The sequence below is a fragment of the Cupriavidus oxalaticus genome (genome assembly GCF_004768545.1).
GTDB classification, from domain to species: domain Bacteria; phylum Pseudomonadota; class Gammaproteobacteria; order Burkholderiales; family Burkholderiaceae; genus Cupriavidus; species Cupriavidus oxalaticus_A.
This window is the reverse complement of record NZ_CP038635.1, coordinates 1,531,644-1,553,258: the sequence shown is the minus strand read 5'-3', so window position 1 is coordinate 1,553,258 and position 21,615 is coordinate 1,531,644. Positions and strand designations below refer to the sequence as shown.

The following is a 21,615-nucleotide window of genomic DNA, read 5'->3' as shown; positions in this document are numbered from 1 at the left end:
GGTGGCCCCGACGGGCCACGGGAGCTTTTTCATGACTGACTCGAACCTATCTTTCTTCGGCAGGGTTTCGCTTGCCGTGGGCACCTTCTTCGCCATCCTCGGCGACGGCCAGCTCGCGGCCGGCATCAAGCGGCTGCGCAACGGCGAGAGCGCCGCGCCGGCAGCACCGGCCCCCGTCGCCGCACCGGTCCCGGCAGCGGCACCCGAGGCCCCCACGCTGAAGGAAGCCAGCCCGGTGGCGGCACTGCAGCTGCTGGGCCTGCTGCAGCGCGACGCCCGCTTCGTCGACTTCGTCGAGGAAGACATCGCCCGCTATTCCGACACCGAAATCGGCGCCGCCGCCCGCCTGGTGCACGACGGCTGCCGCGCGGTGCTGCGCGAGCACTTCACCATCCGCCCGGTGCGCGAGGAAGCCGAAGGCAGCCGCGTGACGGTGGCCGACGGCTTTGACGCCACCGCCATCCGCCTGACCGGCAACGTGGTCGGCAGCGCGCCGTTCCACGGCAGCATCAGCCACCGCGGCTGGAAGGTCGACGAAGTGCGCCTGCCGCGCGTGGCCGAGCGCCATGACGCCACCGTGATCGCCCCGGCCGAGGTCGAGCTATGAGCGAAGCCCGCTACGCCATCGGCATCGACCTGGGCACCACCCACAGCGCGCTGTCCTACGTCGACCTGGCCGCCAGCGATGGCGAGAAGACCAGCCAGGAAGTCCAGGCCATCACGCAGCTGACCGCGCCGGGCGCCGTCGAAGACCTGGACCTGCTGCCCTCCTTCCTGTACCTGCCGCACGCGAGCGAGTTGTCGCCCGGCGACCTGGCGCTGCCGTGGACCGCCGAGCGCGACTTCGCCGTGGGCGAAATGGCGCGCACCCGCGGCGCGGCCACGCCGATCCGGCTGGTGTCGAGCGCGAAAAGCTGGCTGTGCCACCCCGGCGTAGACCGCCGCGCGCAGATCCTGCCGGCGGACGCGCCGCCGGAAGTGTCGCGCGTGTCGCCGCTGGAGGCGTCGGTGCGCTACCTGAACCACCTGCGCGAGGCCTGGGACCAGGCCCATCCCGACGCGCCGTTCGGCGAGCAGGACATCACCGTCACGATCCCCGCATCGTTCGACCCCGCCGCGCGCGAACTGACCGCAGAAGCGGCAGCCGCGGCCGGCTATGCGCGCATGACCCTGCTGGAAGAACCGCAGGCCGCGCTGTACAGCTGGATCCAGAAAAGCGGCGGCCAGTGGCGCAAGCAGGTCAAGGTCGGCGACATCATCCTGGTGGTCGACGTCGGCGGCGGCACCACCGACCTGTCGCTGATCGCGGTGGTCGAGCGCGACGGCAACCTTGAGCTGCACCGCGTTGCCGTGGGCGACCATATCCTGCTCGGCGGCGATAACATGGACCTGGCGCTGGCCCACGTGGTGGCGCGCAAGCTGGCCGCGCAAGGCACGCAGGCCGACCCGTGGCAGCTGCGCGCGCTGACCTACGCCTGCCGCGCGGCCAAGGAAACGCTGCTGACCGACCCCACCACCGATACCGTGCCGCTGGTCGTGCCGAGCCGCGGCTCGAAGCTGATCGGCGGCTCGATCCGCACCGACCTGACCCGCGCGGAGCTGACGCAGACCATCCTGGAAGGCTTCTTCCCGCAGGTCGACGCCCCGGCCCGCCCGGTCAGCCGCGCGCGCGCCGGCCTGACGCAGCTTGGCCTGCCTTACGCGCAGGACGCGGCCATCACGCGCCACCTGGCCGCGTTCCTGGGCCGCCAGGTGGCGGCGCTGGCCGAACTGGAAGGCTTCCAGGGCGCGCAGCCCGAAGGCGCGACCTTTTTGCATCCGACCGCGGTGCTGTTCAACGGCGGCGTGTTCAAGTCGGAACTGCTGGTCGAGCGCATCCTGCAGACCCTCAACGGCTGGCTCGCCGGCGAAGGCGCCGCACCCGCGCGGCTGCTGGGCGGCGCCGAGCTGGACCTGGCCGTGGCACGCGGCGCAGCCTACTACGGCTACGTGCGGCGCGGCAAGGGCGTGCGCATCCGTGGCGGCACCGCGCGTTCCTACTATGTCGCGGTGGAATCGTCGATGCCGGCCGTGCCCGGCTTCGAGCCGCCGATCCAGGCGCTGTGCGTGGCACCGTTCGGCATGGAAGAAGGCACCGATGCCGCGCTGCCGCCGCAGGAATTCGGCCTGGTGGTGGGCGAGCCGGTGCATTTCCGCTTCTTCGGCTCATCGGTGCGCCGGCAGGACCAGGTCGGCACCCTGCTCGACTTCTGGGGTCCGGAAGAACTGCAGGAACTGGAGGAAATCCAGGCGACCCTGCCCGCCGAAGGCCGCACCGCCGGTGAAGTGGTGCCGGTCAGGCTGCATGCGCGCGTGACCGAGGCCGGCACGCTGGAGCTGGAAGCCGTGCCACGCGGCAACGGCGAGCGCTGGAAGGTCGAGTTCGACGTGCGCGGCAGCGCCGATGCCTGAGGCAGTGCCCGCGCCGGCGCAGCAGTACGTCGTCGGCATCGACCTGGGCACCAGCAACACGGTTGTCGCCTACGCGAAGGCCGGGTCGGACGATATCCGCGTCTTCGATATCGACCAGCTGGTCAGCCCCGGCGAAGTCGCGGCGCGCCCGCTGCTGCCGTCGGTGCGCTACCACGCGGCGCCGGGCGAGCTCAGCGGCGATGACCTGCAACTGCCCTGGCAGACCGCCGCCAGCGCCGCCGCGCGCCGGACCGTGTTCGGGCGGCTGGCGACAACGCTGGGGGCACAGGTACCCGGCCGGCTCGTCGCCAGCGCCAAGAGCTGGCTGTCGCATGCGTCGGTCGACCGCACCGCGCCCATCCTGCCGTGGGGCGGCCCCGACGATGCCGACAAGATCTCGCCGGTGGTCGCCAGCGCGAGCTACCTGGGCTACGTCGCCGCGGCCTGGAACCACCGTTTTCCCGACGCGCCGCTCGAGCAGCAGGACGTGGTGCTTACCGTGCCCGCCTCGTTCGACGAAGGCGCGCGCGCGCTGACGCTCGAGGCCGCGCGCCTGGCCGGGCTGCCCGCACTGCGGCTGCTTGAAGAGCCGCAGGCCGCGTTGTACGACTGGCTCTTCCATCATCGCCAGACGCTGGATACCGACCTCGCGCAGACACGCCTGGTGCTGATCTGCGACGTCGGTGGCGGCACCACCGACCTTACGCTGATTCGCGTGGAAATGCAGGACGGGCAGCCGCAGTTGACGCGTATTGGCGTGGGCAACCACCTGATGCTCGGCGGCGACAACATGGACCTGGCGCTGGCGCACCTGGTCGAAGCACGCCTCGGCGCGGACCAGAGGCTGTCGGCCTCCAGCCTGTCGCAGCTGGTGGCCCGCAGCCGCGCGGCCAAGGAACAGTTGCTCAGCGCGCAGGCTCCGGACGCCGCCACGGTCACGCTGCTCGGTGCCGGCTCGAAGCTGGTCGGCGGCGCACGGTCGGTTGAAGTGACGCGGCAGGAAGTCGAGCAACTCGTTGTCGACGGTTTCTTTCCCAAGGTTGCCTCCTCTGAGAGGCCCGGTCGCGCGCGGGGCGCCATCGTCGAGTTCGGCCTGCCTTATGCGTCCGACCCGGCCGTGACGCGGCACGTCGCCGGCTTCCTGTCGCAGCACGCCGCGCAGTCGCGCATGGCGCTGGAAGCGCCGCCCGCGCAGGCCGATGCCCTGCCCGTTCCCGACACGCTGCTGCTGAACGGCGGCGTGTTCCGCGCCGAAGCGCTGGCGGGCCGCATCGCCGAGACGCTGGGCGCGTGGCGCGGTACGCCGCTGCACGTGCTGCACAACGCCGATCCCGACATCGCGGTGGCACGCGGCGCGGTCGCCTATGCAAGGGCCCGCAGCGGCCAGGCACCGCGCATCGGCGGCGGCTCGCCGCGCAGCTACTTCCTTGTGCTCGACGACAGCGCGACCGGCCAGCAAGGCATCTGCCTGCTGCCCAAGGGCACCGAGGAAGGCCATGAGGTGCACCTCAGCGACCGTACCTTTGCGCTGCGGGTCGGGCACCCGGTGCAATTCCACCTGGTTTCGTCGGTCGCCGACACCGTCTACCAGCCAGGCGAGCTGGTCGACCTGTCCGCGGGCGACTTCGTGCGCCTGCCGCCGATCGCCACCGTCGTTCCTGCACGCGGCGCCCGCGGTCCGCGCGAGACGCCGGTGCAGATCCGCACATCGCTGACCGAGGTGGGCACGCTCGAAGTCCACTGCATCGACATCGCCAACGACTCGCAACGCTGGCGGCTGGAATTCCAGCTGCGCGGCAACGATGCCCCGGCGGAAGCGCCCGCGGCCGCAACGGCGCATCCGGCGCTGCCGCAAGCCATCGAGGCAATCGACCGCACCTTCGGCGCCCGTTCGCAGGACGTCGGCCCCAAGGAGGTCAAGCGGCTGCGCGCGCAGCTGGAGCAGGTGCTGGGCGCGCGCGAGCAATGGGACAGCGCCCTGCTGCGCGAGCTGTTCGGCGCGTTCTGGGAGCGCGCCAAACGCCGCCGCCGCACCGCCGACCATGAGCGCCTGTGGCTGAACCTGGCCGGCTATTGCGTGCGGCCGGGCTTCGGCTATCCGCTGGACGAATGGCGCGTCGAGCAGCTCTGGTCGCAGTACGACCAGGGCATCCAGTACGTCAACGAGACCCAGAACTGGTCGGAATGGTGGACGCTGTGGCGGCGCGCGGCCGGTGGCCTCGATGAAAGCGCGCAGCTGCGCTTGTTCGAGGACATGGCGTTCTACCTGCAGCCGCCGGGCAGCGGACACTACAAGAAGCCTGCCGGTCCCACGCGCGGCGGTTATCCCGACATGGTCCGCCTCGCCGGATCGCTGGAACGCCTGTCGGCCGACACCAAGATCGAGCTGGCCGGCTGGCTGCTGACGCGGCTGCGCAAGCCATCGGAAAACAACCTGGCCTGGTGGGCGGTGGGCCGCATCGGCGCGCGCATGCCGTTCTATGGCAGCGCGCACAGCGTGGTGCCGGCAGAGATCGCCACGCAATGGATCGACAACATCCTCGCGCTCGACTGGAAGAAGGTCGAGCCCGCCGCGTTCGCCGCGGTGCAGATCGCGCGCATGACCGGCGATCGCACCCGCGACCTGCCTGACGAGACCCGGGCCAATGTGGTGCGCCGGCTCGAAGCCGCCAACGCGCCGCAAAGCTGGATCGCCATGGTCCGCGAAGTCGTCGAGCTCAATGCCGCGGATGAGGGACGGGTATTCGGCGAAGCGCTGCCCGCGGGCCTCAAGCTGATCGCGCGGTGATGTGGGGGCCTTCCCATGGGTCCCTGGCGTCATTTGAAGGTGGTGTGAATTTCACCTATGCTGACTTGCTCCTGCTGCCGGTGTGGCGGCGCCCAGCCCTTCAAGGAGGAAGACAATGCGCGTCATGGTGATCGTCAAGGCAACGAGCGATTCCGAAGCCGGCAAGATGCCGGGCACAGAATTGCTGGCAGCAATGGGCAACTTCAACGAAGAGTTGGTCAAGGCTGGCATCATGCTCGCCGGCGAGGGCCTGCATCCGAGCGCCAGGGGCAAGCGTGTGCGCTTCTCCGGCAAGGAGCGGACCGTGACCGACGGCCCGTTTGCGCAGACCAATGAACTCATCGCGGGATTCTGGCTGTGGCAGGTCAAGTCCATGGACGAGGCCATCGCATGGGTCAAGCGCTGCCCCAATCCCATGGAGGGCGAGTCCGAGATCGAGATCCGCCAGGTGTTCGAAGCCGATGATTTCGGGGCGGAGTTCACCCCCGAACTGCGCGAGCAGGAAGAGCGGCTGCGCGCGCAGGTCGACCAGCAGGCCAGCAAGCCGCGCTGATGAAGACTACACGCGTGCGGCGTACGGAAATCCATATTGCCTGCTGAGCCGGTCAAGCCTGGCACGCAGGCTGGCCAGCTCGCCGGCCAGCTGCCGCGCCATGATCGGCAGCGGCCCTGGCTCCGCTTCCACCACGGCGGCTCGCGGCGATGGCATCGGCAATGGCGCCTTGCCGGTCTCCAGTGCGTCTGCCAGGGACAGCAAGGTAGCATCGATGCCGGGATCGTCGCCCTCGCGCAAGCCGCCCTCATGCTCGATGGTGGCCATCAGTTCCAGCGCGCTGATACAGACGCGCGCGCCATGCTGGATTTCCTCGAACTCGGCGGCAGGCACGCCGGTCTCCTTGGCCACCGAGGGGATCAGCCCGCGCAGCGGAATCAGCTTCGCGCCCAGTTCGATCATTGCGGTGCGCAGCTCGGCGGCATCGGCAAAGCCATGCTGCATCCGCGTATGAGCCGCCATGCTGGCGCGCAACAGCCCGGCCAGCCTGATGCGCCATGAATATGAGGCATAGGCGGGCAACGCGAAGGAAAACACGAGTGCGATCGCGGTACCGATAAACACATCGGCGGTGCGCCAGAACGCGTCGGCGATATTCTGTTCGCCATGGCCGGCGGTAATCACCACGGTAATCGCCGCCAGCAGCGCGATATAGCCGCCCTGGCCGATGGCATGGTAGGCGCAATAACCGCAGATCAGCGCCAGCAGCGCATAGGTCAGCAACGGCCAGCCAAAGAACGATTGCTGCACGATCAGCGCCAGGCCGATAAGTGCCCCGATCAAGGTGCCGATCCCGCGTTCCGCGGCGCGACGGCGGATATTACCGTGGTGCTGGAGCCCGCCGATGACAACCAGTACGGTGATGGTGGCCCACTCACCGTGGGGGATGTCGATGCCGGTGGTCAGGGCAATTGACGCCAGCAGTGCCAGCGCGACGCGCGTGGCGTGGAACAGCCTGGCTTGCCGAAAGCGACGGTTTGTATCGAACAGTGCGTCGGTGGTTTTGCGCAGGGTTGCTAGCATGGTTTTGGTTGGCGCGGCGGGGAATGCCAAGTTTATGGCATGGGTTGTGCCAATGTGGTTGCTGTTAGTGACATTGCCCGCGATAGCAATAAACTCGAAGCCGCCAAAGCAAAAACCCCTCGCAGCACACGCTGTCGAGGGGTTTTGCACAATAAGAGCCTGGCGATGACCTACTTTCACACGGGTAATCCGCACTATCATCGGCGCGGAGCTGTTTCACGGTCCTGTTCGGGATGGGAAGGGGTGGTTCCAGCTCGCTATGGTCACCAGGCATGAGGGGTTGTGGCGCTGGGGTTCAAGCCAGCGTCACGAATCGGGATGTAGTTGGGGTTGTGCGTATCTGGCACAGACACGATCACACACACCAGGTGAAACACACTGGTTATAGGATCAAGCCTTACGGGCAATTAGTACTGGTTAGCTTAACGCATTACTGCGCTTCCACACCCAGCCTATCAACGTCCTGGTCTCGAACGACCCTTCAAGGAGGTCAAGCCTCCAGGGAATCCTCATCTTCAGGCGAGTTTCCCGCTTAGATGCTTTCAGCGGTTATCTCTTCCGTACATAGCTACCCTGCGATGCCTCTGGCGAGACAACAGGTACACCAGCGGTACGTCCACTCCGGTCCTCTCGTACTAGGAGCAGCCCCCGTCAAGATTCCAACGCCCACGGCAGATAGGGACCAAACTGTCTCACGACGTTTTAAACCCAGCTCACGTACCTCTTTAAATGGCGAACAGCCATACCCTTGGGACCGGCTACAGCCCCAGGATGAGATGAGCCGACATCGAGGTGCCAAACACCGCCGTCGATATGAACTCTTGGGCGGTATCAGCCTGTTATCCCCAGAGTACCTTTTATCCGTTGAGCGATGGCCCTTCCATTCAGAACCACCGGATCACTATGTCCTGCTTTCGCACCTGCTCGACTTGTCGGTCTCGCAGTTAAGCACGCTTTTGCCATTGCACTTTAGGTACGATGTCCGACCGTACCAAGCGTACCTTCGAACTCCTCCGTTACACTTTGGGAGGAGACCGCCCCAGTCAAACTGCCTACCATGCACTGTCCCCGACCCGGATTCACGGGCCAAGGTTAGAACCTCAAACAAACCAGGGTGGTATTTCAAGGACGGCTCCACGTGAACTGGCGTCCACGCTTCAAAGCCTCCCACCTATCCTACACAGATCGGTTCAAAGTCCAATGCAAAGCTACAGTAAAGGTTCATGGGGTCTTTCCGTCTAGCCGCGGGGAGATTGCATCATCACAAACACTTCAACTTCGCTGAGTCTCGGGAGGAGACAGTGTGGCCATCGTTACGCCATTCGTGCAGGTCGGAACTTACCCGACAAGGAATTTCGCTACCTTAGGACCGTTATAGTTACGGCCGCCGTTTACCGGGACTTCAATCAAGAGCTTGCACCCCATCATTTAATCTTCCGGCACCGGGCAGGCGTCACACCCTATACGTCCACTTTCGTGTTTGCAGAGTGCTGTGTTTTTATTAAACAGTCGCAGCCACCATTTTATTGCAACCCCTTCACCCTTCTGGCGCAGGCCAGTCAAGCTACCAGGGCGTACCTTATCCCGAAGTTACGGTACCAATTTGCCGAGTTCCTTCTCCCGAGTTCTCTCAAGCGCCTTAGAATACTCATCTCGCCCACCTGTGTCGGTTTGCGGTACGGTCTCGTATGACTGAAGCTTAGAGGCTTTTCTTGGAACCACTTCCAATTGCTTCGCAGCACTAGGCCGCTCGCCCCACATCCTTGAATCCCGCGCCCGGATTTGCCTGAGCGCCTTCTCCAATGCAGGGACCGGGACTTCCAACACCCGGACAACCTTCCGCGATCCGTCCCCCCATCGCATCATACGACGGTGCAGGAATATTAACCTGCTTCCCATCAGCTACGCATCTCTGCCTCGCCTTAGGGGCCGACTCACCCTACGCCGATGAACGTTGCGTAGGAAACCTTGGGCTTACGGCGAGGGGGCCTTTCACCCCCTTTATCGCTACTCATGTCAGCATTCGCACTTCTGATACCTCCAGCATCCTTTACAAGACACCTTCACAGGCTTACAGAACGCTCTCCTACCACGCGTGCGCTCCTTTAAATCCACTAGCATTGGCCACCACGATCATTGTGGGTGGCTTTGTCGATGCTGCGCATCGACAAGCTTGGTGCACTTAAAGGAACGCACGCGTCCGCAGCTTCGGTATATAGCTTAGCCCCGTTACATCTTCCGCGCAGGACGACTCGATCAGTGAGCTATTACGCTTTCTTTAAAGGGTGGCTGCTTCTAAGCCAACCTCCTGACTGTTTTAGCCTTCCCACTTCGTTTCCCACTTAGCTATATTTGGGGACCTTAGCTGGCGGTCTGGGTTGTTTCCCTCTTGACACCGGACGTTAGCACCCGATGTCTGTCTCCCGTGATTGCACTCTTCGGTATTCGGAGTTTGCTATGGCGGGGTAATCAGCAATAGACCCCCCAACCATGACAGTGCTCTACCCCCGAAGGTGAGACACGAGGCACTACCTAAATAGTTTTCGGAGAGAACCAGCTATTTCCAGATTTGTTTAGCCTTTCACCCCTATCCACAGCTCATCCCCTAACTTTTCAACGTTAGTGGGTTCGGTCCTCCAGTACGTGTTACCGCACCTTCAACCTGGCCATGGATAGATCATCTGGTTTCGGGTCTACACCCAGCGACTCAACGCCCTGTTCGGACTCGCTTTCGCTACGCCTGCCCTAATCGGTTAAGCTTGCCACTGAATGTAAGTCGCTGACCCATTATACAAAAGGTACGCCGTCACCCCGCTTTAAGCGCTCTCGCGCTTAAACCGCTTTGCGCGCCAGTGCTGCTATTTCACACTGAGGTCTTTTGGCGATCCTCACTGCGTGAGGTTCGCCGAAAGCGCTTAAAGCGGGGCTCCGACTGTTTGTATGCATGCGGTTTCAGGATCTATTTCACTCCCCTCCCGGGGTTCTTTTCGCCTTTCCCTCACGGTACTGGTTCACTATCGGTCGATCACGAGTATTTAGCCTTGGAGGATGGTCCCCCCATCTTCAGACAGGATTTCACGTGTCCCGCCCTACTTGTCGTACACCTAGTTCCACAACGCTGTTTTCGCATACAGGGCTATCACCTGCTAGGGCCGGGCTTTCCATCCCGTTCTGCTAACAACACTGCTAAAGAGTACAAGGCTCTTCCCATTTCGTTCGCCACTACTTTGGGAATCTCGGTTGATTTCTGTTCCTGCAGCTACTTAGATGTTTCAGTTCGCCGCGTTCGCTTCCCACACCTATGGATTCAGTGTGGGATGACCCATACGGGCCGGGTTTCCCCATTCGGACATCTCCGGATCAAAGCTCGTTTGCCAGCTCCCCGAAGCTTTTCGCAGGCTACCGCGTCCTTCATCGCCTGTGATCGCCAAGGCATCCACCACATGCACTTGTTCGCTTGACCCTATAACAAGTGTGTCTCAAGCTTGCGCTCATGACACCGCTCACTACAGGTTGAGTTCTCGCATTTGTGCCGTATTCCAAGTCATCTTTCGATCACTTAAATACTTTGGTTGATACAATCACAACCCGGTATCGCGTGTTGTACTGCAGCGTCTCATCAACGCTCGCGCGACACCTTTACTACATCCCATATTGTTAAAGAGCAGCCGATCATTCGATCGCTTGGCAATGCCAAATGAAAACACTCAGCAACGAGTGCTTTCATTTGGCCACCTGGCCTTCACCAACAAACTACCGATAAGTGTGGACGCTCAACGTAGGATGCACGCTCTGAAAGGAGGTGATCCAGCCGCACCTTCCGATACGGCTACCTTGTTACGACTTCACCCCAGTCATGAACCCTGCCGTGGTAATCGCCCTCCTTGCGGTTAGGCTAACTACTTCTGGCAAAACCCACTCCCATGGTGTGACGGGCGGTGTGTACAAGACCCGGGAACGTATTCACCGCGGCATGCTGATCCGCGATTACTAGCGATTCCAGCTTCACGTAGTCGAGTTGCAGACTACGATCCGGACTACGATGCGTTTTCTGGGATTAGCTCCCCCTCGCGGGTTGGCAACCCTCTGTACGCACCATTGTATGACGTGTGAAGCCCTACCCATAAGGGCCATGAGGACTTGACGTCATCCCCACCTTCCTCCGGTTTGTCACCGGCAGTCTCTCTAGAGTGCTCTTGCGTAGCAACTAGAGACAAGGGTTGCGCTCGTTGCGGGACTTAACCCAACATCTCACGACACGAGCTGACGACAGCCATGCAGCACCTGTGTCCACTTTCCCTTTCGGGCACCTAAGGCATCTCTGCTTCGTTAGTGGCATGTCAAGGGTAGGTAAGGTTTTTCGCGTTGCATCGAATTAATCCACATCATCCACCGCTTGTGCGGGTCCCCGTCAATTCCTTTGAGTTTTAATCTTGCGACCGTACTCCCCAGGCGGTCAACTTCACGCGTTAGCTACGTTACTGAAGAAATGAATCCCCAACAACTAGTTGACATCGTTTAGGGCGTGGACTACCAGGGTATCTAATCCTGTTTGCTCCCCACGCTTTCGTGCATGAGCGTCAGTGACGTCCCAGGGGGCTGCCTTCGCCATCGGTATTCCTCCACATCTCTACGCATTTCACTGCTACACGTGGAATTCTACCCCCCTCTGACATACTCTAGCCTGACAGTCACAAGCGCCATTCCCAAGTTAAGCTCGGGGATTTCACGCCTGTCTTATCAAACCGCCTGCGCACGCTTTACGCCCAGTAATTCCGATTAACGCTCGCACCCTACGTATTACCGCGGCTGCTGGCACGTAGTTAGCCGGTGCTTATTCTTCCGGTACCGTCATCCACGCCAGGTATTAACCAGCGCGATTTCTTTCCGGACAAAAGTGCTTTACAACCCGAAGGCCTTCTTCACACACGCGGCATTGCTGGATCAGGGTTGCCCCCATTGTCCAAAATTCCCCACTGCTGCCTCCCGTAGGAGTCTGGGCCGTGTCTCAGTCCCAGTGTGGCTGATCGTCCTCTCAGACCAGCTACTGATCGTCGCCTTGGTAGGCTCTTACCCCACCAACTAGCTAATCAGACATCGGCCGCTCCTGTAGCGCGAGGCCGTTACCGGTCCCCCGCTTTCACCCTCAGGTCGTATGCGGTATTAGCTAATCTTTCGACTAGTTATCCCCCACTACAGGGCACGTTCCGATGTATTACTCACCCGTTCGCCACTCGCCACCAGGCCGAAGCCCGTGCTGCCGTTCGACTTGCATGTGTAAGGCATGCCGCCAGCGTTCAATCTGAGCCAGGATCAAACTCTTCAGTTCAATCTCTGTGTGGGCCCGAAGACCCTCGCTCTTTCGAGCGGTCGCTCACTCTCAGAAAACTGACTGACCAGATCCGAAGACCCGGTCACGTTTTGCTGTGCGAGCACTGTATAACTTGTAAGCTAAAAGACCGAAGTCTTTCGCATCCGTTATCAAGCGCCCACACTTATCGGTGTTTGTTTGTTAAAGAACTTGCGCGATTCGCTTTGCTTGTCGCGTCGCTGTTTTGTCAGCAGCGAAGAAACGAGATCTTAAAGAATTTTCTACGATTTAGCAACTACTTTCGAGAACTTTCTTTTTCCGACCGGCGCTGCCAGCCGAAGTAAATCTCAAACAACCAATTCCCCTGCCATGCTTGCATGGCTGCTCGCGCTGCAGGAGGGGGCGAATATTAGTGCCTCAGAAAGAAAGTGGCAAGTCTTTTTCAAAAAACACTGAAAGTGCCCTGGTTTCCACTTTCTTGTTCATGTGCATCATCCGCCGGGCCGGAGCCCTTAGACGCGCGCCTTTTCGTGACTACGATGTCCAATAAGGCAACCTACCGCTGCTTGCCGTGAAACCGTCACCCGCCCTTTTTCTGCTCGCCGCCGCCCTGGCCGTGGCGCTGCCATGGCGCAGCGCCGGCGCGCAGGACGCAAGCGCGGCCGAGCGCGCCGACATGGTGAAGGAGATCGCCGCCATCGCGGCCGAAACCGGCGCAACCAGCGGCAGGCACACGCTGGACCGGCGCGTCATGGCGGTGATGGGCCAGGTGCCGCGGCACGAGTTCGTCCCGGATGCGCAGAAGCCGTACGCCTATCACAACCGTCCATTGCCCATCGGCCATGGCCAGACCATCTCGCAGCCCTATATCGTCGGGCTGATGACGGACCTGCTGATGGCAAAGCCCGGCGATACCGTGCTGGAGATCGGCACCGGCTCGGGCTACCAGGCGGCTGTGCTGGCCGGACTGGTCAAGGCGGTCTACACCATCGAGATCATCGAGCCGCTGGGACGGCAGGCCTGTGACCGGCTTAAGCGGCTGGCCTACCAGCAAGTGGCATGCAAAGTCGGCGATGGCTACTACGGCTGGGAGGAGCACGCGCCGTATGACGCCATCGTCGTCACCGCTGCGGCCAGCCATGTGCCGCCTCCGTTGATCCGCCAGCTCAAGCCAGGTGGCCGCATGGTGATCCCGGTGGGCGCGCAGTTCATGACGCAATACCTGCTGCTGGTCGAGAAGGCCGCCGACGGCGCCGTGTCCACCCGGCAGATCCTGCCGGTCAGGTTCGTGCCGCTGGTCAGAAAGCCATAGCGCGCCGCCGGCACCATGCCACGACCGCCGCTGCTTGCCCTGGCCCTGTTGTCCGCCGCCGCGCTGGGCTATGAACTCCTGCTGATGCGGCTGCTTTCCATCATCCTGTGGCACCACTTCGCCTACATGATGATCAGCGTCGCCTTGCTTGGCTATGGCGCGGCCGGCGCGCTGGTCGCCTTCGCACGGCCGGTGCTGCTGCGCCATTTCATGCCGGCGTTCGTGGCGGGCGCCCTGCTCTTCGGCGCCACCGCGATGGCCTGTTTCGCGATTGCCCAACTGGTCGCGTTCAATCCGCTCGAAATCCTGTGGGAGCCATCGCAGCCGCTGCGCCTGCTGCTGCTCTACCTGCTGCTGTTCGTGCCGTTCTTCTGCGCGGCGACCAGCGTCTGCCTGGTGTTTTCGCGCTTCGACACGCAAGTCCACCGCGTGTACAGCTTCGACATCCTGGGTGCGGGGCTGGGTTGCCTTGGGATCATCGTGGCGCTGTTCGCCTTGAGCCCGGTGGGGGCGCTGCGGCTGGTCAGCGCCGCAGGCATGGCGGCGGCCGCGCTGGCGTGCGTGGAATGCCGCTGGCATCGCCGATGGTTGCCGGCGTTCCTGCTGGTGGCGGCGATGGTGCCGGCTGCCGTGCCTGGAGCATGGATCGCGCTGCGGCCATCCGAGTACAAGGAACTGAGCCAGCTGCTGCGCATCGGCGATGCACGCGTGGTGGCGCAGCGCTCCAGTCCGCTCGGGCTGGTCACGGTAGTGGAAAGCCCGTCGATCCCGCTGCGTCACGCGCCCGGGTTGAGCCTGAATGCCAGCACCGAGCCGCCGCCGCAACTGGCCGTGCTGACGGACGGCGACGGGCTCAGCGCGCTCAACCGCTATGACGGCCGGCGCGAGCCGCTGGCCTACCTTGGCGACCTCACCTCTGCCCTGCCGTTCCACCTGCTGCAAAACCCTAAGGTGCTGGTGCTGGGCAGTGGCGCCGGAGCGGACGTCCTGCAGGCGATCTGGCATCACGCCAGCGCCGTCGATGCGGTGGAGCTGAATCCGCAGGTGATCGAACTGGTCCAGGGCCGCTTTGCCGCGTTCTCCGGCAAACCCTACAGCGCACCGGGCGTGCGCGTCTTTACCGGCGAGGCGCGCGGCTTCCTGGCGGCGAGCAAGGACCGCTACGACCTGATCCAGGTCGCCTTGCTCGACTCGTTCAGCACGTCCTCGGCGGGTCTGTATGCGCTGTCCGAGAGCTATCTCTATACCGTGGAAGCCTTCCAGGGCTACCTGCGCCATCTTCGCCCCGGCGGCATGCTGGCGATCACGCGCTGGGTCACGCTGCCGCCGCGCGATATTCCCAAGCTGTTCGCCACCGCCGTGGCGGCGATGGAAGGAATGGACGTGCCCGCGCCTGCGCTGCGGTTGGTGCTGATCCGCGGCTGGAAGACGGCAACGCTGCTGGTGAAGAACGGCGCGTTCGACGCGGCGGAGCTTGCCGCGCTGCAGGCCTTCTGCCGCGCCCGTTCATTCGACGTCGAATACTTTCCCGGCATCCAGGCAAGCCAGGCGAATCGCTACAACGTGCTCGACAAGCCTTACTTCTTCGAAACTGCGCAAGCCCTGCTCGGTCCCGAACGTGCGCGCTTCCTGTCGGAATACAAGTTCGACGTGCGGCCCGCAACCGACGACAAACCCTATTTCTTCCATTTCTTCAAATGGCGCACGCTGCCTGAATTGCTGGCGCTGAAGTCGCAGGGCGGCCTGCCACTGCTGGAATGGGGTTATCCGGTGCTGGTCGCCACGCTGCTGCAGGCCACCGCCGCGGCGTTGCTGCTGATCGTGGTCCCGCTGCGAGTACTCCGACGGCGCCCCCCCGTCACCACAAACGGCAGCCAGCGTCCGCACGCATGGCGCGTCGGCTTCTATTTCCTTGCAGTCGGCGTCGGCTTCATGTTCGTCGAGATCGCCTTCATCCAGAAATTCATCCTGTTCCTGAGCCATCCACTGTATGCGGTCGCGGTGGTACTGTGTGCCTTCCTCTGCTTCGCCGGCCTCGGCAGCCGCTACTCGCAAACCCTCCCTGCACGCGATGGGCGCCAGGCGATGCTGGCGATCACCGGCATCTGGGTGGTATCGCTGCTCTACCTCGTGGCGCTGCCCGCCGTATTCAGGCTGCTGATCGCGTTGCCCGATCCGGCCCGGATTGCCGTCGCGGTACTGCTGATCGCGCCGCTGGCGTTCCTGATGGGCATGCCCTTTCCGCTCGGCCTGAGCCGGGTCGCGGCCGGCGACGAAGCGCTGGTGCCGTGGGCCTGGGGCATCAACGCCTGTGCATCCGTAGTGGCGGCGGTGCTGGCCACGCTGGTTGCCATCCATGCCGGCTTTACCGTGGTGATCCTGGTGGCGCTGCTGTTGTACTTTGCTGCAGCGCTGGCCTGCCCATGACGGCCCGCCCGCGCTTCACGGCTCCTGCATTGTGACCCCATAGCCGGCAAAGATGCGCGCCAGTTCGCCCTTGCGCCGCAGCGCGTCCAGTGCAATCTCCAGCGATTGCGCCAGTTCCTTGTCGCCGGCCTTGATCGCCATGCCGACGGCCCAGCCGCGCGGCGGCAGCAGCGGCGAGCTGACGTCCGCCGTGCCAAAGCGCGCCGCGGACTGGCCGGCGGCCCGCAGCGCGCTCTCGTATTGCGCGCGGGTCACCATCGCGGCGGCGATCTCGCCGGCGAAGAGCGCGCGCAGCGCCTGGGCGGCCTCGGGGTAGATCTTCACCTTGTCGCGCAAGGCACCGCCCGCGCCGGACAGCAGCGCGTTGGCGCCGGCAGAGCCAGCCGCCGCGCCGGCGGGCTGGCCCGCCAGGTCGTCCAGGCTGCGCACGTCCGGCAGGCGCTCGCGGTCGCGCACCAGCACGAAGGTCTCGCGGTAGTAAGGCGCGAAGATCAGCGCCTTGTCGTTAGCGCGCATGAAAGCGCGGTCGACCGGCACGTGCAGCATCACGTCCGCCGGGCCGTAGCCGAGGTAGTGGCCGCGCCACACCATCGAGCGCAGGTCATCGGACATGTTCTCGTCGGCATCGAACGGCAGCAGCGACACCGAGACCCCCAGTTCGCTGGCCAGGGCCCGGGCCAGCGCCACGTCGATTCCTTCGTACTGGCTGCCCGCCGCCGCCGAGAAAGGCGGCAGGCCCTTGTAGACCGCGACCTTGAGCAAGCCGTTCTGGCGGATCCTGGCAAGGTCGGCCAATGCCGGCTGCGTGCCGAGCAGCGCGCCGGCCGCCAGCAAGGCGACGCAAAGCCGGCGCCGGGTCGATGCCGGTGCGGCGGGTGCGGCAGGGGTCTGGCAAAGCCTCTGGCCACTGACTGGGCTGGCAGGCATGAGGTCTCTCCTGGAATCGAATGACGATGGTTGTCGGAGCAGCAAGACGAATGGCACGGCCTGCGGGACCGTGCGCGGCCCTCACTCGCGCCGGGATTCCAGGTAGGTCTTGATTGCCCACACCGCTTCCTGGCTCAGCACGCCTTCGAACGGCGGCATATAGACGCGCCCATCGCGCGTGCGGCCCTTGCGCACGGTGGTGGTGTAGAACTGCGAGATCTCGCCCATGCAGGCCTGCTTCTTCTTGGCATCGGCCAGCGACACGCAGTCGCCGTCGAGCTTGCGCAGGTCGGGGGCGATGCCGCCGGACACCGCTTCCAGGCCGTGGCAGCGCGCGCAGTTCTGGTTGTAGGCCGAGCTGCCGATGCGCTGCGCTTCCTGTTGCGCGGCGCCGGCGCGGTAGGGATTGTCCGGACGCCATTCGTCGCCAAGCTGTGGCAGGGCCTTGGTGTCGACGGCCTGTGGCGTGACGTCGCCGTGCGCGAGCGCGGTGGACGGTGCGGCAAGGGCCGCGCAAAGCGATAGCAAGGCAAGCAGATGGCGCTGCGTGTTCATGGATGTCTCCTGCGGTGAATGGGTGTTGTGTTTGACGCCATTTCCGCAAGAGCCATACCAGCGGGTGCGGCACGCGCCAGACCGGACGCGGAACCGCGTCGCAGCAGCACTGGCCGGGGCCGGTCCTGCCGCAGCGGCACCAGTCATCGCCGCGCCGGTGTCCCGGAATGCCACACTCTGGCAAGCGTCTTGCTTCATGGCGCAACACTGTCGGACACGCGCCCGCTGAAGGCGCCGGCAGCGACCCGCGCAAAGATCGCGGGCGACCTTCCACAGGAGACACAGAAATGACCATCCAAGCCGCACCGGCGGGTGAACCCGCGCAACCCGAGCGCGCCGAACTGATTGCCCAGGCCCACCAGCGCTCCGCTTCCTACGGACTGCGCCCCTATGAGTCGCCGGATTTCTGCCCGGTGCTGCAGAGCGAACTGAAGACCCGCATCGAACGCAGCCAGTCACTGTTCACCTATGCGCTGCCGGTGATGGAAACGCTGTACGACCAGATCGTGAACACCCAGAGCATGGTGATCCTGACCGACGCCGACGGCCTGATCCTGCACTCGCTGGGCGACGATGACTTCCTGGCCCGCGCCGACAAGGTGGCGCTGCGCGCCGGCGCGGACTGGTCGGAATCGTCCCGCGGCACCAACGCGATCGGCACCGCCCTGGCCGAGAACCGGGCCACGCTGGTCCATGGCGCAGACCATTTCCTGGAGGCCAACCAGTTCCTGACCTGTTCCTGCATGACCATCCTCGATCCCTACGGCAAGACCGTCGGCGCGCTCGATGTGACCGGCGACCAGCGCGGCTTCCACAAGCACACCATGGCGCTGGTGCGGATGTCGGCGCAGATGATCGAGAACCAGTTGTTCGGCAATGCTTTCCGCGACATGGTGTGCATCCGCTTCCATTCGCGCGCGGAGTTCCTGGGCACGCTGGTGGAGGGCATCGTGTCGTTCACGCCGGGCGGGCGCTTCCTGTCGGCCAACCGCAGCGGGCAGTTCCAGCTGGGCCTGTCCAACGGCGCGCTGCAGGCGCATACCTTCTCGTCGCTGTTCGGCCTGTCGATGTCGCAGCTGTTCGACGTGGTGCGCGCGGCACAGGCCGGCATGGTGCAGCTGCAGTTGCCCAGCGGCGTCAAGGTCAGCGCGCGCGTGGAATGGAAGACCAGCCGGTCCGCGGTGCCCGGCGTGGATGGGGCGCGCCCCGAGGCGCGCCCCGATGCGCGCGACGCCGTCATGGCGCCACAGCGCCTGCGCGCCGACCCGTCCGGGCCCGCGGGGCCGGAAGGGCTGGATGACCTGGACACCGGCGACACCCAGATCCGGGCCGTGATCGGCAAGCTGCGCAAGGTGATCGGCAAGGACATCCCGGTGATGGTGCTGGGCGAGACCGGCACCGGCAAGGAGTTGATGGCGCGCGCCATCCACGCCGACAGCCCGCGCCGCGCCGGACCGTTCATCGCGGTGAACTGCGCGTCGATCCCCGAGAACCTGATCGAGTCGGAGCTGTTCGGCTACGAGGAAGGCGCCTTCACCGGCGCCCGCAAGAAGGGCGGCATCGGCAAGATGCTGCTGGCCAACGGCGGCACGCTGTTCCTGGACGAGATCGGCGACATGCCGCTGCACCTGCAGGGACGATTGCTGCGTGCGCTGCAGGAGCGCGCGGTGCAGCCGCTGGGCAGCAGCAAGGTGATCCATATCGATGTTTCGCTGGTGTGCGCCACCAACCGCAACCTGCGCGAGATGGTCGCCGGCGGGCAGTTCCGCGAGGACCTGTACTACCGCCTCAACGGCATGGTGGTGCGGCTGCCCGCGCTGCGCGAGCGCAGCGACCTGGACGTGGTGGCGGGCAAGCTGCTGCGCCAGGAGCGGGCCGCCGGCGTGCCGCCCCGCATCAGGGACTCGGTGATGGAGATGTTCCGCGCCTACCACTGGCCGGGCAATATCCGCCAGCTCGGCAACCTGCTGCGCACCGCCCGGCTGATGGCGGAAGGCGAAGCCGAGATCACCGAGGACCACCTGCCCGACGATTTCCTGGACGACCTGCGCGAGCGGCAGGCGCGGGCGGCCGCGCCGGCAGCCCTTGCCCCGACTAGCGCGCCGCCAGCCGCGCAGCCGACGCGGCTGGCCGAGGTCGAGGTCCAGGCCATCGTCGCCACCGTCAGGGCCCACCACGGCAATATCTCGGCGGCGGCCAAGGCGCTGGGCATTTCGCGCAATACCGTCTACCGCAAGATGGAAGAGGCGCGCGGGCTGCCGCACCAGCCCGGCTGAGCCCGTCCGCCACGATGCAGCGGTGTCCCGTTCCTGGACAGGTGTCCCATTTTGAAACAGTCGTGACACAGAGAGCAGGCGCGCACGGGCATCGGCCAGGCCCTCACCCGGCGGCATGATGCGAGGAAATCCCGGGCATGGATGTTGCCTCGAGAGGGATGCGACAGCCAGCCTGCCGCACCACAACGATATTCACTAACCACGCCATCCAAGGAGAGAGACATGACCTGGACCACCCCCGCCTACACCGAGCTGCGACTGGGCTTCGAGATCACGATGTATATCGCCAACCGCTGATCGCGCCCCGGACAGGCGCCACGCCCGCGTTGCCGGGCCGCGCGCCTGCTCCGTGACGCCATGCCCACGACCAAGCGCTCGCGCCATGACAACCATCCGGGTACTGGGGTCGGCCGCCGGCGGCGGCTTCCCGCAGTGGAACTGCAACTGCCACAACTGCGACGGCGTGCGCCGCGGCACCGTGCGCGCCACGCCGCGCACGCAGTCGTCGATAGCGCTGTTTGGCGACGGGCCGGACGCGATCCTGGTCAACGCCTCGCCCGACATCCTGCAGCAGCTGCGCCAGACGCCGGCGCTGCAGCCGGCGCGCGCGCCGCGCGACAGCGCCATCGCGGCGGTGCTGCTGATGGACGCGCAGATCGACCACGTCACCGGCCTGCTGATGCTGCGCGAGCACCGCCACGCCTTGCCGCTCTATGCGACCGCGGCGGTCCTCGACGACCTTGGCGCGGCCTTTCCGCTGACCCGCATGCTGTCGCACTTCTGCGGCGTGCAGACGCACGCGCTGCCTTGCGACGCCACGCCGTTCACCGTGCCGCCGCTGGCGGGCATGCGGCTCACTGCCGTGCCGCTGCAAAGCAAGGCCCCGCCCTATTCCCCCAGCCGCAACGCGCCGCGCATCGGCGACAACATCGGCCTGCGCATCGAAGACTGCCGCAGCGGGCGCCGCGCATTCTATGCACCCGGCCTCGGCAGCGTCGACGACCGCGTCTTTGCGGAACTGCGCGACGCCGACGCCGTGCTGGTCGACGGCACCTTCTGGCGCGAGGACGAGATGCAGGCCCTCGGCTTCTCCGCCAAGGCCGCCGCCGACATGGGCCACCTGCCGCTGTCCGGCCCCGGCGGCATGATCGAGATCCTCGACCGGCTGCCCGCCGCCCGCAAGATCCTTATCCACATCAACAATACCAACCCCGTGCTGGTGGAAGACTCTCCCGAACGCGCCGAGCTGGCGCGGCACGGCATCGAGCTGGCCTGCGACGGCATGGAAATCGCGCTATGACACATCCCATTGCATGGAGCCCGGCGGAGTTCGAGGCCCGCCTGCGTGCCAAGGAAAGCGGCTACCACATCCACCATCCCTTCAACCGGCGCATGGCCGCGGGGGAGTGCTCGCCCGCGCAGATCCGCGCGTGGGTGGCGAATCGCTTTTACTACCAGGCAAATATCCCGCTGAAGGATGCCGCGATCCTGTCCAACTGCCCCGACCGCGACACGCGCCGGCAGTGGATCGTGCGCATCCTCGACCATGACGGCACCGACATCGTGCCCGGCGGCATCGAGGCGTGGCTGCGGCTGGGCCAGGCCGTGGGGCTGGAGCGTGACGCGCTGCTGGACCAGCGGCACGTGCTGCCGGGCGTGCGCTTCGCCGTGGACGCCTACGTCAACTTCGGGCGCCGCGCGCCGTGGCAGGAGGCGGTGTGCTCGTCGCTGACCGAGATGTTCGCGCCGGAGATCCACAAGGAGCGCCTGGCGGGCTGGCCCACGCATTACCCGTGGATCGAGGCCGCCGGGCTGGACTATTTCCGATCGCGCATCCCGCTGGCGCAGCGCGACGTCGACCATGGCCTGCGCGTGACGCTGGATTTCTTCCGCACGCCGGAACAGCAGCAGCGCGCGCTCGACATCCTGCAGTTCAAGCTCGACGTGCTCTGGTCGATGCTCGACGCCATCCAGCACGCCCAGCCATGACAG

The 21,615-nt window shown here is 64.7% G+C and carries 13 protein-coding genes and 3 rRNA genes; 10 read left to right on the top strand and 6 right to left on the bottom strand.

The features are described 5' to 3' along the window. Positions 1–31 precede the first annotated feature (31 nt). From E0W60_RS18010 to E0W60_RS17995, 4 genes are all read left to right on the top strand, one after another. Positions 32–607, top strand: coding sequence for a DUF2760 domain-containing protein (locus E0W60_RS18010; RefSeq protein ID WP_133097380.1), 576 nt, complete (start codon positions 32–34; stop codon positions 605–607). Beyond that, positions 604–2,451 carry an Hsp70 family protein gene (locus E0W60_RS18005; protein ID WP_135705120.1) on the top strand — a complete coding sequence of 616 codons (1,848 nt, stop codon included), beginning with the start codon at positions 604–606 and terminating at the stop codon, positions 2,449–2,451. The genes E0W60_RS18010 and E0W60_RS18005 overlap by 4 nt, the downstream gene beginning before the upstream one ends. Continuing rightward, the gene (locus E0W60_RS18000; protein WP_135705119.1) at positions 2,444–5,239 is read left to right on the top strand and encodes an Hsp70 family protein; all 2,796 of its coding nucleotides are present in this window, start codon (positions 2,444–2,446) and stop codon (positions 5,237–5,239) included. Before E0W60_RS18005 ends, E0W60_RS18000 begins: the two co-directional genes overlap by 8 nt. Positions 5,240–5,354: 115 nt before the next feature. Then, positions 5,355–5,792: a YciI family protein gene (locus E0W60_RS17995; protein WP_133097383.1), complete on the top strand. Its 438-nt coding sequence runs from the start codon at positions 5,355–5,357 to the stop codon at positions 5,790–5,792. 6 nt (positions 5,793–5,798) lie between these two features. Here the strand turns inward: E0W60_RS17995 and E0W60_RS17990 are convergent, their stop codons facing one another. The 4 genes from E0W60_RS17990 to E0W60_RS17975 form a co-directional block, all read right to left on the bottom strand. Then, a complete protein-coding gene (locus E0W60_RS17990; RefSeq protein ID WP_135705118.1) occupies positions 5,799–6,815 on the bottom strand; it encodes an FUSC family protein in 1,017 nt (338 codons plus the stop codon). Between the two features lie 157 nt (positions 6,816–6,972). Beyond that, positions 6,973–7,086 (bottom strand): 5S ribosomal RNA (rrf, locus tag E0W60_RS17985). Positions 7,087–7,201: 115 nt separating this feature from the next. After that, positions 7,202–10,278: ribosomal RNA gene (locus E0W60_RS17980) — 23S ribosomal RNA — on the bottom strand. A gap of 332 nt (positions 10,279–10,610) precedes the next feature. Next, positions 10,611–12,144 (bottom strand): 16S ribosomal RNA (locus tag E0W60_RS17975). Together the 16S, 23S and 5S rRNA genes form the textbook arrangement of a ribosomal RNA operon. Positions 12,145–12,697: 553 nt before the next feature. Here E0W60_RS17975 and E0W60_RS17970 point away from each other — a divergent pair. Together E0W60_RS17970 and E0W60_RS17965 are read left to right on the top strand one after the other, a co-directional pair. Continuing rightward, positions 12,698–13,438 (top strand): protein-L-isoaspartate(D-aspartate) O-methyltransferase, encoded by a 741-nt coding sequence (locus E0W60_RS17970; RefSeq protein ID WP_240745954.1) that lies wholly within the window; start codon positions 12,698–12,700, stop codon positions 13,436–13,438. 15 nt (positions 13,439–13,453) lie between these two features. Then, on the top strand, positions 13,454–15,865 hold the full coding sequence (locus E0W60_RS17965) for an SAM-dependent methyltransferase (protein ID WP_135705117.1): 2,412 nt from the start codon (positions 13,454–13,456) through the stop codon (positions 15,863–15,865). A 15-nt stretch (positions 15,866–15,880) separates the two neighbouring features. Here E0W60_RS17965 and E0W60_RS17960 read toward each other — a convergent pair whose 3' ends face one another. Next, positions 15,881–16,792, bottom strand: a complete 912-nt coding sequence (locus tag E0W60_RS17960) for a substrate-binding periplasmic protein (protein ID WP_135705116.1) — start codon at positions 16,790–16,792, stop codon at positions 15,881–15,883. 81 nt (positions 16,793–16,873) lie between these two features. After that, positions 16,874–17,347 (bottom strand): cytochrome c-550 PedF, encoded by a 474-nt coding sequence (gene pedF / locus E0W60_RS17955; RefSeq protein ID WP_133098325.1) that lies wholly within the window; start codon positions 17,345–17,347, stop codon positions 16,874–16,876. A 287-nt stretch (positions 17,348–17,634) separates the two neighbouring features. Here pedF and E0W60_RS17950 point away from each other — a divergent pair, with 287 nt between their 5' ends. From E0W60_RS17950 to pqqC, 4 genes are all read left to right on the top strand, one after another. Then, on the top strand, positions 17,635–19,623 hold the full coding sequence (locus E0W60_RS17950) for a sigma-54-dependent Fis family transcriptional regulator (protein WP_135705115.1): 1,989 nt from the start codon (positions 17,635–17,637) through the stop codon (positions 19,621–19,623). Positions 19,624–19,845: 222 nt separating this feature from the next. After that, the gene (gene pqqA / locus E0W60_RS17940) at positions 19,846–19,920 is read left to right on the top strand and encodes a pyrroloquinoline quinone precursor peptide PqqA (RefSeq protein WP_012355514.1); all 75 of its coding nucleotides are present in this window, start codon (positions 19,846–19,848) and stop codon (positions 19,918–19,920) included. A gap of 85 nt (positions 19,921–20,005) precedes the next feature. Continuing rightward, on the top strand, positions 20,006–20,923 hold the full coding sequence (gene pqqB, locus E0W60_RS17935) for a pyrroloquinoline quinone biosynthesis protein PqqB (RefSeq protein ID WP_135705114.1): 918 nt from the start codon (positions 20,006–20,008) through the stop codon (positions 20,921–20,923). Further along, positions 20,920–21,612: a pyrroloquinoline-quinone synthase PqqC gene (pqqC, locus tag E0W60_RS17930; RefSeq protein ID WP_133098322.1), complete on the top strand. Its 693-nt coding sequence runs from the start codon at positions 20,920–20,922 to the stop codon at positions 21,610–21,612. Before pqqB ends, pqqC begins: the two co-directional genes overlap by 4 nt. Positions 21,613–21,615 lie beyond the last annotated feature (3 nt).